14 protein-coding genes are annotated in these 15,180 nt (G+C 35.3%); 13 read left to right on the top strand and 1 reads right to left on the bottom strand.

Going from position 1 to position 15,180, the window contains the following annotated elements; translation table 11 throughout:
- Positions 1-106: 106 nt before the first annotated feature.
- Together CEF18_RS06800 and CEF18_RS26795 are read left to right on the top strand one after the other, a co-directional pair.
- Complete coding sequence (locus CEF18_RS06800; RefSeq protein WP_110935769.1) at positions 107-931, top strand: hypothetical protein; 825 nt, start codon at positions 107-109, stop codon at positions 929-931.
- 54 nt (positions 932-985) lie between these two features.
- Positions 986-1,111: a hypothetical protein gene (locus CEF18_RS26795; RefSeq protein WP_259457925.1), complete on the top strand. Its 126-nt coding sequence runs from the start codon at positions 986-988 to the stop codon at positions 1,109-1,111.
- A 269-nt stretch (positions 1,112-1,380) separates the two neighbouring features.
- Here CEF18_RS26795 and CEF18_RS06805 read toward each other — a convergent pair whose 3' ends face one another.
- Entirely contained in the window at positions 1,381-1,878 is a 498-nt protein-coding gene (locus tag CEF18_RS06805; protein ID WP_110935770.1) for a class II fructose-bisphosphate aldolase, read from the bottom strand.
- Positions 1,879-2,409: 531 nt separating this feature from the next.
- On the opposite strand from CEF18_RS06805, the gene CEF18_RS06810 reads away from it, so the two are divergent.
- From CEF18_RS06810 to CEF18_RS06860, 11 genes are all read left to right on the top strand, one after another.
- Entirely contained in the window at positions 2,410-3,114 is a 705-nt protein-coding gene (locus CEF18_RS06810) for a GntR family transcriptional regulator (protein WP_110935771.1), read from the top strand.
- Between the two features lies 1 nt (position 3,115).
- The gene (locus CEF18_RS06815) at positions 3,116-4,126 is read left to right on the top strand and encodes a zinc-dependent alcohol dehydrogenase (protein WP_110935772.1); all 1,011 of its coding nucleotides are present in this window, start codon (positions 3,116-3,118) and stop codon (positions 4,124-4,126) included.
- Between the two features lie 20 nt (positions 4,127-4,146).
- Positions 4,147-4,902 carry a glucose 1-dehydrogenase gene (locus CEF18_RS06820; protein ID WP_110935773.1) on the top strand — a complete coding sequence of 252 codons (756 nt, stop codon included), beginning with the start codon at positions 4,147-4,149 and terminating at the stop codon, positions 4,900-4,902.
- 27 nt (positions 4,903-4,929) lie between these two features.
- On the top strand, positions 4,930-6,183 hold the full coding sequence (locus CEF18_RS06825) for an enolase C-terminal domain-like protein (protein WP_110935774.1): 1,254 nt from the start codon (positions 4,930-4,932) through the stop codon (positions 6,181-6,183).
- 35 nt (positions 6,184-6,218) lie between these two features.
- Complete coding sequence (dctP, locus tag CEF18_RS06830) at positions 6,219-7,235, top strand: C4-dicarboxylate TRAP transporter substrate-binding protein (RefSeq protein ID WP_110935775.1); 1,017 nt, start codon at positions 6,219-6,221, stop codon at positions 7,233-7,235.
- Positions 7,235-7,741, top strand: a complete 507-nt coding sequence (locus CEF18_RS06835; RefSeq protein ID WP_110935776.1) for a TRAP transporter small permease — start codon at positions 7,235-7,237, stop codon at positions 7,739-7,741. Before dctP ends, CEF18_RS06835 begins: the two co-directional genes overlap by 1 nt.
- Before the next feature lie 33 nt (positions 7,742-7,774).
- Complete coding sequence (locus CEF18_RS06840) at positions 7,775-9,052, top strand: TRAP transporter large permease (RefSeq protein ID WP_110935777.1); 1,278 nt, start codon at positions 7,775-7,777, stop codon at positions 9,050-9,052.
- Between the two features lie 36 nt (positions 9,053-9,088).
- The gene (locus CEF18_RS06845) at positions 9,089-10,039 is read left to right on the top strand and encodes a D-2-hydroxyacid dehydrogenase (protein WP_110935778.1); all 951 of its coding nucleotides are present in this window, start codon (positions 9,089-9,091) and stop codon (positions 10,037-10,039) included.
- Between the two features lie 420 nt (positions 10,040-10,459).
- Positions 10,460-11,905, top strand: coding sequence for an NADP-dependent glyceraldehyde-3-phosphate dehydrogenase (locus CEF18_RS06850; protein ID WP_110935779.1), 1,446 nt, complete (start codon positions 10,460-10,462; stop codon positions 11,903-11,905).
- 893 nt (positions 11,906-12,798) lie between these two features.
- Positions 12,799-13,941, top strand: coding sequence for an SMP-30/gluconolactonase/LRE family protein (locus tag CEF18_RS06855; RefSeq protein WP_183041112.1), 1,143 nt, complete (start codon positions 12,799-12,801; stop codon positions 13,939-13,941).
- A gap of 869 nt (positions 13,942-14,810) precedes the next feature.
- A complete protein-coding gene (locus CEF18_RS06860; RefSeq protein WP_259457937.1) occupies positions 14,811-15,131 on the top strand; it encodes a PAS domain-containing protein in 321 nt (106 codons plus the stop codon).
- Positions 15,132-15,180: the final 49 nt, after the last annotated feature.

Below are 15,180 nucleotides of genomic sequence, written 5' to 3' on the forward strand. Positions count from 1 at the left end.
AAAAGTACGGACTATCGATTTTTGAGAGAATCGGCAGTAGGCATAGGTAATAATTAGGTCTGCAATACTATCATTAAAAAATCTATATATAGAGGAGGAAATCTAATTGTTTATAAGGGATGGTAATGAAGTTTTAAAAGACATTTTAATTAACAATTTAGAAAGTGATTCCTCTGTAAAATCTACTTCTGTAAAACACCCAATATATAGCCATGATTTAAGTTTAAGAGAAAAAAATATTGTGGAAAGCTTTTTTAAATATGTCTATTTGATTCATCCATCAGAAGTCGAAAAAGCACCTGTAATACATCCAGAGTTCATAAGGTATCCAACTGATAAAGAGGTATATAAAGAACCAAAACAACTAGATAACTTCTTTCTTGGCAGGAAGTGGTCAAGATACGTAACTGTTGACGGAAAAGAATATCGAGCAGCAAAAAACAATGTAAGAGCAAAATATGCATTTAGAGATTATACTAATGTAAATTTAACAAATGATAAAACATCTAATAGGCTATATGGCTACACTGTTGCACATATATTTGGTGGTGCAAACAATCCAATTCTCTTTAGTGCTGGTTTTAATTTAGCTCTAATTTTAGATGGTTTTGTTAAATTTACAGATGAACAGCACTTAAACAGTGAGATATTCTGGGCATTAACTTCTGCTAGTTATTTACTTAATTACTCAATATTAAATAATCCTAGATTAATTCATCAAAAGTACGGCATACCTTTTCAAGAAAATGATTTGTTTCCCTTATTTCCCATGATGAAAGATAATAAAATTATTAAAGAAGGGTTTAGAATAAAATACCAAAGAGTACCTGCTTTTCCTTTTTGGTTTGATATCAACGTAATTAGGAAGAACGGAAATACATATAAGATCGAAAAAGTAAGACCAGATTGTAAAAGAAGAGGACTTCAATAAGTAAAAGTGAATATATAACAATTTAGTATACTTTCATTCTTTTGGAGGGGTGCTATGTCTTTAACTTACGTTTTTGAGGACTACAGTAACAGTACGGAATCTATTGATCATATTCACCCTAAGCGAATCTCCATAAGCAAAATAACTGATAATGCCGGAGTAAAATTGATCCATGCTTAATATTTGTTATTAGACCTTATCAGCAAGCGATGGGGGTCAGGCATTTTTTTTCAGTTTTTCTGGACAGCGTTGTACGGCAATTAAATTTTTAATAAGCCTAAAGTTCGACAGTGTGATATTTTAAAAGGATCTGTTCTCTTAACAGTGTAAGAACAGATCCTCTATAAAAAGATAGCATTATCATTAAATAGAAAAGAACTGTAAGTAACTACGCTTGAAAATAAATGGGTGATTCTTATCTTTGACATTTAAATGATGTTTTTTTACGCTCATACCTTAGAATTACTACCGAAAAGTTGCATTTTGTTTCTGACAATGTTTTTCATTGCTTCACGACCGGCTCCTTGGTAAGCTCTCGGATCAAATGCATCTGGGTTAGCTTGAAGATATTTGTGTACAGCATTTGTATAAGCTACACAACTTTCTGTGTTAACATTTATTTTTCCTACTCCCATGGATATTGCGTCGACAATTTGTTGATCAGGGACACCTGAGCCCCCGTGAAGGACAACCGAGACTCCAATTGATTCTGCTACTTTATGGATATTATCTAATTGAATTTTAGGTTCTTTTTTATAAATACCATGTGCAGTTCCAACTGCAATTGCCATGGCATCTACTTTTGTTTCGTTCCAAAAATAGATCGCTTCGTCAGGGTCCGCTAACATGGCATCTTCCTCAGAAACTGACAGCCCGTCTTCTGTACCACCAATCGCTCCTAATTCACCTTCTACCGATACTCCCACTGCATGGGCAGCTTCAACCACTTGTTTTGACGTTTTATATTTTCTTCCAAATTATATTTTGAGCCATTACGAACAGTGCCTGGCACTGTTCGTAAAAATGTAGCCAAGTGTAAAGGGACATCTCTCTATTTCTTTTTATGGAAATCATATTGAATGAGGAGAACTGTCGAATCGCCCATGGGATACTTCTGATGAAACAGTAATTCTTAATAATGAATTGCTGTTTTTTGATTTCATTTTCTTAAAAGGGAAAAGAAGAGTGTCCACATTCTTAATAATGATTATCTATCAAAGTAATTTTCTAATTAGGAAACTAGGTGGCTAATCTTTTGTTTGCTATATAATAACCTCGGCTGTGCTTGATATTCAGATATTTTTGGTTGGATTTTCTGTATATGAAGTTATCTTGATTAAATTGTGTAAACACTATGAATTTAGAAAAAAAGTATTGTAAACGCTTGCAGTAATTAAAAGACTGTTGTATACTTCTATCTAACAGGTTGAATACATTGTATACAACGTATTCACAATACATAAAATGAGGTGAAAACAATGAAGTTTCCGATAGATAAATTAAATCCTTCTTCTAAAGGAGAAGAAATTGCGGGATTAATGCGTTTTGAAATTATTTCAGGGCATTTAAAACCAGGGGATATTGTGTCAGAAAACTCCATCGCTAAAAAATATAACTCTAGTCGTTCACCATCAAGAGAAGCATTACGTATTCTTCAAAATGAAAGATTACTTTCCTTGAACAGAACAGGGGTTGAAATCATTGGATTATCTCAAAAGGATATTGAAGAATTAAGTGATATTCGATACTTAATTGAAAATTTCGCAATAAAAGAATGTACTAAGAAGAACGATGACGAACTTATTGCTTTCTTAAATTTCACAGTAGAAAAAATGAAAATTGCTATTAATAAAGAAGACCCGACAGAATTGGCATTTCAAGACATAGCATTTCATGAAGCAATTATAAAAGCTAGTAATCATGATCAAATACATCATTGGTGGAAAAACATTGAAAAACTAATTGTAACGGCACTTTTAATTGCTACTGAAAAAAGGTTTTCGACCGAGACGAAAACCGACTTTAAAGAATTTTTAGTTGAGAGTCATTTAAATATTGTAGACGTAATTAGGGATGGAAGAATTGATGAAGTTGAAGAAATTCTTCAAACTCATTTCATTGATACTAGAGCTACAGTAAGAAAAAGTGTATTTATTAATAATGAATTTAAAAAGGGGCATTGAAATGAAGGCTGGAGTATTTAATGGACCAGAAATTGTTGAAGTAGAAGAAAAAAGTATTCCTATTATAAATGAGAATGAAGCGTTGATTAAAGTCTCGTATGCAGGAATTTGTGGAACAGATATGATGATATATTCTGGTTCACATCCTAGAGTAAAACCACCATTAATAATGGGACACGAGTTTTCAGGTCAAGTAAAAGAGATAAAAGGTAACGAAACGATTAAACCAGGTGATAGAGTTACGATTAATCCTCTTATAAGTTGTGGAAAGTGTTATGCGTGTCACATAGGAGAAAATCATATATGTAATAATTTGAATTATATAGGAATCTATAGCTCTGGTGGATTTGCTGAGTACGTGAGAGTACCTTTAAATAATTTAATGTTGTTAGATTCTTCAATAAGTGATGAAGAAGGGGCTTTAACGGAACCTCTTGCTGTGGCAGTTCATTCTCTTAGAAAATCAAGTTTAAGATTTGGTGATGTGGCCGTAATTCTTGGGGCTGGTCCAATTGGTATGCTAATTGCTATGCTTGCAAAAAAAGCTGGAGCATCACATGTTGTAATATCAGATGTTAATGAATATCGACTAGATTTAGCGAAGAAATTAGGTTTCTACACAGTAGATGCAAGAGAAGAGAATGTAGTTGAGGTTACTCGTGAATTGACTAACGGGATTGGAGCGGATGTTGTATTTGAAGTGGCAGGTACTCAAAGTACTGCTAATCAGATGATTGACGCTATTAAACCACAAGGAGAAATTTTATTAGTCAGTGTCTATAAACAAGCACCTCAAATAAATTTAGCTCAAATGCATTTTAGAGAAATCTCATTAAAAACTACGAGATGTTTTTCAACATATGATTTTGAACGAGCGCTTCATATTTTACGAAATAAAGAAATAGATGTTAAACAAATAATCTCTCATAAACTTTCGATTGAAAAGTTTGATGAAGGATTTCAACTTATGAAAAATGGGAAGGAATCTTTAAAAGTATTATACGAATTTTAAAAATAAGGAGGGGTTTTATTATGTATAGTAAGGACATGTTGAAAGGGCAAGTTGCAGTAGTAACAGGAGCAACAAGAGGAATTGGGAAATCCATGGCAGTTGCGTTGGCAGAAACTGGAGCTGACGTGGCATTAATTCAACGATCAGAAAATGAAGAAACGAAACGCGAGATTGAAAGTTTAGGGGTGAGATGTGAAATATTCCATTGTGATTTAAACAATATGGAGAGTGTTAGGTCTGTGATACCTGCAATTGCGAACGAAATGGGTACAGTTGATATTCTTGTAAATAGTGCTGGCATTCAGAAGCGACATCCAGCTGTAGAGTTCCCTGAAGAAGATTGGGATCAAGTCATTAATATTAACCTGAAAGCTGTATGGATTCTATGTCAAGAAGCTGGAAAAATTATGGTTTCAAAAAACAGAGGGAAGATTATTAATATTGCGTCTCTAGTATCTTTTCAAGGAGGAATTACAGTACCGGCTTATACTTCATCTAAAGGCGCTGTAGGACAACTTACTAAAGCACTTGCCAATGAGTGGTCCTCAAAAGGGGTGAATGTCAACGCCATTGTTCCAGGTTATATTGACACTGATATGAATACTGCTTTAATTAATGATCCTACTCGTAGTCGTCAAATATTAGAAAGAATTCCTGTAGGTCGTTGGGGACGACCAGATGATTTCAAAGGTCCCGTATTATTTTTAGCGTCTCCAGCATCAGAATATGTACATGGCCATTTATTAGCTGTAGATGGTGGATGGTTAGGAAGATAAAAACTAGAAAGGGGGAGAATTTTCACGTTGAATAATTATAAAATTCTAGATGTAGAGGTGTTTGTAACTGCTCCAAATAATATTGATTTGGTAGTAGTAAGGATAAAGACAAATAAAACCGGCTTATACGGACTTGGTTGTGCAACGTTTACTCAGCGTGCAATTGCTGTTAAACATGCAATTGAAGACTATCTAAAATCCTTCTTGATAGGAAAGGATCCTTCTAACATAGAAGATATTTGGAATAGTGCAAATGTAAGCGGATACTGGAGAAACGGTCCAATTATGAATAATGCTTTATCTGGAATAGACATGGCTTTATGGGATATAAAAGGAAAAATTGCAGATTTACCTGTGTACGAATTACTTGGTGGAAAGTCTAGAGATGGAGTCGCTCTTTATCGTCATACGGACGGATCTTCAAAAGAAGAAGTGGTAGAAGATATTCGTCAGGCCATAAAAGAAGGGTATCAACATGTTCGCTGTCAATTAGGAATGTATGGGGGGGCCGGCACTGAAGATACTGGTTTAATCTCAAAAAAAATGGAAGCAGCTAAAGGGTTGGTGAAAAAACGCTCCCCTGATAACTTAAGAGAAGGTCAATATTTTGATACTGACGGATACCTTAAAAGTGTAGTAGAACTTTTATCTTATATCAGAACTGAGGTAGGGGAAAATATCGAATTAATTCATGATATTCATGAAAGAGTTTCGCCTATTGATGCTATAAAACTCGCTAAAAAAGTCGAAAAATTTAATTTATTTTATCTGGAAGACCCTTTCCCACCCGAAAATTTAGAGTGGCTTAAAATGTTAAGAGAGCAAACAAGCACTCCAATTGCTATAGGGGAATTATTTTCTCACCCCAATGATTGGAAACAGCTAATCATTTCACAGCAAATTGATTTTATTCGGGCACATATCAGTGCCATTGGGGGGATTACACCTGCAAGGAAATTAGCTGTATTAGGAGAAATCTTCGGCGTAAGAACTGCTTGGCATGGACCTGGTGATATCTCACCTATTGGTGTTGCAGCTAATCTCCACCTTGATATCAGTGTCTCAAACTTTGGTATTCAAGAATGGACACCTATGAATCAACAATTAAGAGAGGTGTTTCCAGGTGGACCTATAATAAAAGAGGGATATGCATATTTAACCGATGCTCCAGGTTTAGGTGTAGATTTTTGTGAAAAAGCGGCATTAGCTCATCCTCCACGTAACGAACCTCCAGAGTGGACGCTGGCTAGAACATATGATGGGACTTCAGTGAAACCTTAGTTTTTACTATAAAATTATAAAGGGAGTAGATTGTAATGAAAAAATATTTATTTTCCATTTCAGCGACAGCATTAATCATTGCTTTATCGGCGTGTCAAGGAGAAGAGGGATCTAGTAATGCTACTAGTAATGCGAATGAGGAAAATGAAGAGGAGCATACCATTCGTATTGGAATAACTCAAAATGACCAAAATGCTGAGTATAAAGGATTGGAGCAATTTAAAGAAGGTGTTGAAGAACGCACAGATGGTGCTGTTAAAGTTGAACTTTATCCTAGTGACCAACTAGCTAGCATCCCGGATCTCGTAGAACAGGCTTCATCTGGTACCAATGTAGGTACAATAACAGACGCTGGACAAATTGGAGATTTAATGAATGAATTTTATATTTTGCAGTCCCCTTATATGTTTGAAGATTACGAAGAAATAGATAAATTGTTAGAATCAGACCTTTATCATCAATGGGTGGAGGATTTTACAGATAATGGTATCCGGATCCTTTCCTTTAATTGGAAATTAGGGGAAAGAAATTTGGCCACAAACACAAAAATTGAGACTCCAGATGATTTAGAAGGTAATGTCATTAGAACAAATGGTTCTCAAATAGTTGATGGTGCCATTTCAGCAATGGGTGGTTCACCAAGTGGAATGCCTTGGACTGAAGCATATCCTGGATTAGAGCAGGGTGTTATAGACGGAGTGGAGGCACATAATCTTGCTATTTATGAATCTAGTTTATATGAGGTCATTGATCATATCGCTTTGACTAATCATTTTCAATTGGTTTCAGGTTTGGTTGTAAGTAATGACTGGTATAGCGAATTACCTGAGGAGTACCAGGATATTTTGACTGAAGAAGCTCAAGGGGCTGGTGAGACTGCTTTTGAAATTGCAAATGAAACCGCAAAAGAGTACGAAAAATTAATGAAAGAAGCGGGCGTAGAATTCTCAGATGTGGACAGAGAAGCGTTTAAAGAGCGTGCACAAGATGTATATTCAGAACTTGGATTGGAAGACATACAAGCTCAAGTGAATGAGGTGCTAAATGATTAATGTTTAATAGTGCATTTTTCCCAAGAATAAGAAATGGTTATATTAAAATCGAGAATCTCGTGCTAATAACCTTGCTTACCTCACTAGTGGCACTAGTTTTTATGGAAGTTGTTGTACGCGCTTTCAATCAGCCGACGAGGTGGTCTGTTGGAGTAGCTCAATTAATATTTATGTGGGTGATCTTTTTAGGAGCTAATCGTGGGCTAAGACAGAATTCTCATATTGGTATTGATTTATTTACTAACATGCTTCCTAAAAAAGTTCAAAAATATCTTGAAATTTTTAATCAGGTAGTAATACTTACTTTTTTATCGGCATTAATTTATTACGGATTTCAAATGACATTTGCAAATACAGGTAGATTGATTACTGGTACTTCTATAGGTTACTACTTTATTACACTAGCGATACCTGTTGGAGCAACTATAATGATTGTTACTGCAATATGCAAAATGATTACGTTAATAAAGGATCGTAATAATACAGATATTCAAGGTGAAATATGAATATGAGTTATCAGAAATATAGGTGGTTATAGTATGACTATGATGCTAATCGTGTTTTTTATATTGATATTTGCTAATATTCCTATTGCTTTTGCTATTGGTATATCCGGGTTACTTTATTTTATTACATCCCCAGATATTATGAACATGGTTGCTATACAACAATATACGACGGGGACACAATCATTTCCTTTGTTAGCCGTACCGTTTTTTGTATTAGCGGGTCATATTTTAAATGTATCTGGTATTACAACAAGATTAATAAATTTTGCAAATTTACTGACCGGTCATTTAGTAGGTGGATTAGCACATGTATCAATTGTATTAAGTACTATGCTAGGTGGGATATCTGGATCTGCAACAGCAGATGCTGCCATGCAAAGTCGAATCCTTACAAATGATATGGTCAAAAGAGGGTATTCAAAAGGATTTTCGATAGGGGTAATTGGCGTTAGTTCATTAATTACCTCTACTATACCTCCAAGTATAGGGTTAATCTTATATGGATTTATTGGTGGGGTATCCATTGGCGATCTATTTATGGCGGGTATCATTCCAGGAATATTGATGTGTTTTACTTTAATGTTGACAGTATATCTTGTTTCCACAAAGAGAGGTTATGATGCAGGAAGGTCAGTTGAGAAACCTACATTCAAAGAACTTGTAGTTAGTTTTAAAGACTGTATATGGGCTCTATTATTTCCAATTATATTATTGGTGGGAATTCGCTTCGGAATATTTTCCGCTTCTGAAGGAGGAGCAGTGGCAGTAGTATACGCTATTTTGGTAGGGAGACTCATCTACAAAGAATTAACTTGGAAGAAATTTAAAACAGCGATTGTTGATGCCGTACAAGATAATAGTATGATTATGTTAATCATAGCTGCAGCGTCGATATTCAGTTACGTCATAGCATTTGAAAATTTACCCAGAAGCTTCTCAGAATTTACTATGGGGGTGACTACTAATCCGACACTCTTATTGTTACTAATCTTGCTCATCGTTTTTATTGCGGGCTTGTTCATGGAAGCGACAGCAAACACCTTATTATTAACTCCAATTTTTCTTCCAATAGTACAACAAGCAGGTGTTGATCCGGTACACTTTGGAATACTGATGATTGTATTAATTACACTCGGGGGTATGACTCCGCCGTTAGGTGTTACAATGTTGGCGGTTTGTTCTATTACAAAAACATCAGTTACAGAGTTTAGTAAGGGAGCATTTCCATTTTTAATCGCAGTAATTTTCTTAATTATAATATTGGTATTCTTCCCGCAAATAGTTTTATTTTTACCCAATACATTTTAAGCGTTATTAGTACGAACAAAATTAGGAGGGAACATCTTGAACATTCTATCATCAGCAGCATTACCTATAGAAAACCGTAAAAAACTAAATAAAACATTTCCAGAAATTAATTTTATATTTTGTGAAAGTATTGAAGAAGCAAAAGATCATCTTTCAACAGCTGAAATCATAATCACGTATGGAGATGATTTATCTGAAAATATATTAAATCAAACGTCAAATTTAAAGTGGGTCATGGTCATTGCAGCAGGAATTGACAAACTTCCATTTGAAGCATTACACAAACGTGACATTTTAGTTACTAGTGCAAAAGGGATTCATAAAGCACCTATGTCAGAATATGTTTTTTTTATGATGATGTCAGTGTATAGGCAAGGAAAAAGATTAATCGAGAATGAAAAGAATAAGGTTTGGACCCGGGACATTCAAATGGAGGAAATAACAGGAAAGAGTCTATTAATTGCAGGTACTGGAGTAATTGGACAAGAGATTGCAAAAGTAGCTAAAGCATTTCAAATGAAAACCATAGGGGTTTCACGAAGTGGTAAAACAGTCAATCATTTTGATAAAAATATCACTCATAAAGAAATGAAAACTCACCTTAATGAAGTAGACTTTGTCGTTTCAGTACTTCCAAGCACTTCAGGGACGCAGGGATTTTTCAAATATGAACATTTTGAAGCTATGCCTAATCACGCTGTATTTATAAACATAGGGAGGGGAGATGCCGTTCGAGCAGAAGATGTCCTTAAGGCTGTTCAAGAAAAAGAAATATACCATGCGGTCTTAGATGTCTTTGAAACAGAGCCCCTTTCTTCTGATCATCCTTTTTGGGAAGAAGAAAATATTACGGTAACTACTCATTTATCTGGAGTGTCTCCTCATTATTTCAATAGAGCACTAGAAATTTTTTCGGAAAACTTAAAATCATTCCAAGAAGATGGTAGAGAATTAGTGAATATTGTAGATACTCAAAAAGGTTATTAAGCGTGAATCCCAGGTTTAAATTAAACTAGAGAGTTCAGATATCGATTAAGAAAGAAATGTTTCTGTCGTTAATAAATCTATACTGATTGATTATGATTAGAGTTCTACTAGCTTGCTGAAGAACGCTAGATGTATGGCGTTCTTTATTTATTTAATATCCCCATATTAGTAATAGTTTTTACCAACATTTAAATTCTAGCCTTCGATATTATTAGAATGAGAAAGATAGCTGGTTGTATTCGCTTTTAGAAGAAAACTAAATCTAAATGTCTATGGTTAAAGAAAAATAATTTATAACTTAGCTTTTTGATTATATAGAATGATTACACTGAGTATTCCACTTAATTCTAAGTCCTCTTTTGTATTAGATATTAATATCTATCAAATGCAGTTATATAAAAATTTTAAAGGAGATGTATCATGCCATTACAAAAAAACTTTAAATTACATCAGTATCTTTATAACAATGAATGGAAGAGTAGTGACACAGGGAACACTATTGAAATTAACTCCCCCGATGATGGAAGTATCGTAGGTGTAGTACCTGCAATGTCCCAGGAAGAAGTAGATCGATCAATAATTAAAACTGCTAATGTACAAGAAGAATGGGCTGCAACAGATGGTCATGAAAGATCAGATCTCCTTCATAAATGGGCTGAAGAGCTTGAGAATATGAAGGATGAAATTGGGAATATGATACATTTAGAAGTAGGCAAAACTTTAACAGCAGCTAAAAGTGAAGTGAAGCGTACAGCTCAATTAATTCGTCATACAGCAGAGGAAGGTCTTCGAACACACGGAAGCTTTATTCAGGGAGATGCGTTTCCAGGGGCCTCTAAATCAACTAAAGCAATGGTTCAAAAAGTTCCTCACGGTGTTGTACTTGCTATATCTCCATTTAATTATCCTGTTAATTTAGCAGCATCAAAAATTGCACCTGCACTCATTACTGGTAACACCGTGGTGTTTAAGCCAGCTACACAAGGTGCTATTAGTGGTCTTCTCATGATAAAGGCTTTAGTTAAAGCCGGGTTACCTAAAAGTGTAGTGAATGTAGTTACTGGACGCGGTTCTATCATTGGTGACTTTTTGGTCACTCATCCTGAAGTGGATATGATTACTTTTACTGGCGGTACCTCTACAGGACAACATATTGCAAAGAAAGCATCAATGATACCTGTTGTTCTTGAGCTAGGAGGTAAGGATCCTGCAATAGTTCTAGAAGATGCAGATTTAAATAAAGCAGCTAAAGAGATAGTAAGTGGTGCATTAAGTTATTCTGGACAGCGTTGTACGGCGATTAAGCGTGTAATGGTAATAGATAAAGTTGCAGATGAACTAGTAGAGAAAATAAAAACTAATATAGCTACATTGAAAGTAGGGAAATCTACTGAGGAAGCAGATATTACCCCTTTAATTGACCAAAAATCTGCAGATTATGTTATTTCATTAATTGATGATGCAGTGAAAAAAGGTGCAACGGTCGTATCAAAAGGAATTATTCAAGATAATTTAATCGGTGTAACATTACTTGACCATGTTTCAGAGGATATGAGAATTGCTTGGGAAGAACAATTTGGTCCAGTATTACCGATCATGAGAGTTTCAAACGAACTGGAAGCTATTGATTTAGAGAAACGTAATGAATATGGTCTGCAAGCAAGTGTTTTCACAAAAAACCTTGAAAAAGCCTTCGTATTAGCCGATCGACTTGAGGTTGGAACCGTTCAGGTTAATGGGAAAACATCACGAGGTCCAGATCATTTTCCTTTTTTAGGTGTTAAGAATTCAGGACAAGGCGTTCAAGGAATCGGAAGAAGTATTGATTCTATGCTACGTGATAAAGTACTTGTACTTAATCTCTAATTCTTGAGTGAGCAAAACTAAAGGAAATATGTTCAGTGTAAGAATGTTAGGAGACCTGTGCTCCTAACATTCTTTTTAATGATGTCGATAATTAAACGCTCTGTATTTTTATGTTAAATAAAGAGGAATAACCCTAAGTTATTAGGACGCAATTTGCGAATTATCACTTTTTTAACAAATGGAAAATAACTATCGGTGGGGACATGCACTTTTTACCGATTAACTCAGCCAGGAGACTACTTGTCTTAGAAGAAGCAAATGGCAATGGGTTTGATGAGTGGCGCATGAGTTTTCACGAGAGAGAAATTTGTTCGTGAAGCAGGGGACGGTTCTCTGCTTCATTTTTGTTGTGTGAAAGAAACAGAGAATTGTCTTGTTAAAACGCTGAAAATTTTTAAAATGGAAATTGTCGATGTTGGATGTTCAGTATATAATGTTTTACTCAACGTTGGTTGCAGAGGAGCACGTGTTAACGGAACATGAGAAGATTAGCGTGGCTTTCTCCAAGAGAGTTGAATTCACTTGAGTGGGCACTAGCTTTAGCCTTTGACCTAAAAGCATATGAAACGATAGGGGTCAGGCACTTTTTTACTTTTTTAAAATAGAAAGTATGAAGAAACAGGGGAATGGCACTCTTATAAAGAAGCTATTATTCACGAATAGTGTCAGGAGCCGTTCGTCAAAGAATAAAGCATAAGAACTTCAACTTGCTGGTTGCACTGGTGAAATATTGAAAGTAGAGAAGCTTGTTTCTATTGAAAAGAGCAAAGACTTGATTCATATAGTTCTGGCTTATGAATGATGGCTTTCTCTCTATCATACAACTATAAAAGAGGAGATGAAATCGCAGAAGATAGTGCATGCCCCCAGCATATAGAGAAGGGAAAAAGATTATGAGCCTAAAGTTGAAAGGTTATGTAATAGTTCTAGGTACGTTATTCCTACTCATACTTTATTTAACGTTATGGCCGGTACCGATTAATCCTCCTTATTGGGAAGCTCCACAGGCGGAAGGATATACAGGTCCTCATAAAGAGAATAATAGGCTAGCAGGTATGGAATTTATTGAACTAGATAATTACAAACAACCGGAGCATATTGTGTATCGGAAAAATTGGCTGTATGCCGCGATGAAGGATGGAGAAATTATTCGCGTTCGTCCTGATGGATCAGAAAGGGATGTTGTAGTAGATACAGGGGGGGGGCCGCTTGGATTTGCATTCGATTCCAAGGGAGCACTTATCATTGCGGATCCTTTGTATGGAGACCATGGTGGATTGCTTCGGGTGACAAACACTGATGGGGAAGCAGAGATAGAACTTCTAACAGATTCCCACGAAGGAAATCCAATTCATTTTCCTGACGCAGTTGTAGTGGCAAAAAACGGGTTGATTTATTTTTCGGATGCCTCATCACTAGTGAAGGCAAAGGAAATTGGTGATGTTGGAAAAGCTGGTGAACTAGACATATTAGCCAATAGCAGTACAGGAAGGGTATTGGAGTACAATCCTAAAACACAACAGACACGAGTATTAATGAATGACTTAAGTTTTGCAAATGGAATTGCTTTAAGTGAAGATGAACAGTATTTATTAATCAATGAAACAGGAAAATATCGTGTTTGGAAGTTAGATGTAACTGCAGTAAATATCAGTGCATTTGAACAGAATATATCAGCAAAAATAGTCATTGATAATTTGCCAGGTCTACCTGATAACATCATGCAAGGGGAAGATGGAAGGTACTGGATCGGGTTAATCTTACCTCGAAACGACTTTTTAGATTATAGTGCAAACAAACCATGGCTTCGATCTATAGCGATGCGTTTACCAAATTTTTTGTTGCCTAAAGGTAATGGATATTCCCATGTTATAGCGATTAATGAGTCCGGAGATATTTTAGCTGATTTACAAGATTCAGGTAGTTCATATACAGAAATAACTGGAGCAACGGAGTCAGACGATAAGTTGTTCTTCCATCATTTAAATAATACGAACACAATTGGTTGGATTAAAAAAGAAGATATAGGATTTTGACTTAGAGAGTTACACTAGTTTTATTTAATGGGCGGTAGCTCATGACAGAGAGACATATACCTGATAGATTGAAAGGTTGTTAATGATCTACTGTGACTTTCTAAATAGTAGGAAACAATCGCTTTGAATTTAAGGGCTTGGTTAATATTCCTTGCACCCCATAGTCTGTCAGACTATTAAAAAACAACGTAGGGATGGTTTGATACGAAGCGGGATTCTGCTTTTTCCGCAGGTCGGCAAACCCCTTGATGACACGTTCACGATAAAGGGATTTGATATCCGCATTTACACGTCAATCTGAATGAAAACTGGCAGGAGATCCATGAACGATTGTTGGAAGTACTTGGCCTTAAATGAGGTTAAAACGGGCATGGATTTTTAGGAATGGAGACGATACATATGGAGGAATCAGAACTAAAAGACCGTCTGTAGCAACTAAGTATCTGGAAAAAGGGAGATCAGAGGGCTCCTCATGCCGAGTGTCAACAATTTCAATAGGGTCCTGAATTTCTAAAATTTAAAAATTCATGAGATTCACCTCTTTTTTGTGGTACTATACCCAAAATTTTCACCCCATAACTTCACCAAAAGTACGTAAGAATCTCTCATATGTAGTTTTTGGCAGTATGTTAATCAACAAAATTGTATAATCCTTTTTCTTATTGAACAAAATTCTTCTTCTTGTGTACAACGATAAAATGATTTACTCTTTGTTTAGGGAGAGATAGTCATGAGTGAAAATATTGAAGGTATTGATTACAAAAAAGTAATTTTGAATATGCACTTGATCCGCTAATTGTTCATTCGCAACTGAAATATATATAAATGAAGCATCAGAAAATTTTTTTAGAGCTTCAAAAGACGAGATAATTGGGGCAAGTCCTTTGGATATCTTTAAAAGTACCTCTAAACCCGCGATTATAAAAAGAATATCTGGGGCTTATAGGGAACCAGCAGAGCTTATTGAGGAAACTATCTATAGAATGGATGGGACCTCAGTTGATGTTGAGTTATATTGTCATCCTATCAAGATAGGAGAAACACGAGCCCTTCAAACTTATGTAAAAGATATCACAGAGAGAAAGCAACATGAAAAAGTACAATATGAAATGAATATACAAATAAATGAACTAGCCAGCAAAATTGTACCACTTTTATGCACATACTCTAGCAGTTACATTTTTAAATAAACGACCATTCAAAATAGATAAAAATAAGCGTCAGCAACTTAGGCTAACG

The sequence above is a fragment of the Salipaludibacillus neizhouensis genome, assembly GCF_002886185.1.
Lineage (GTDB): Bacteria > Bacillota > Bacilli > Bacillales > Salisediminibacteriaceae > Salipaludibacillus > Salipaludibacillus neizhouensis.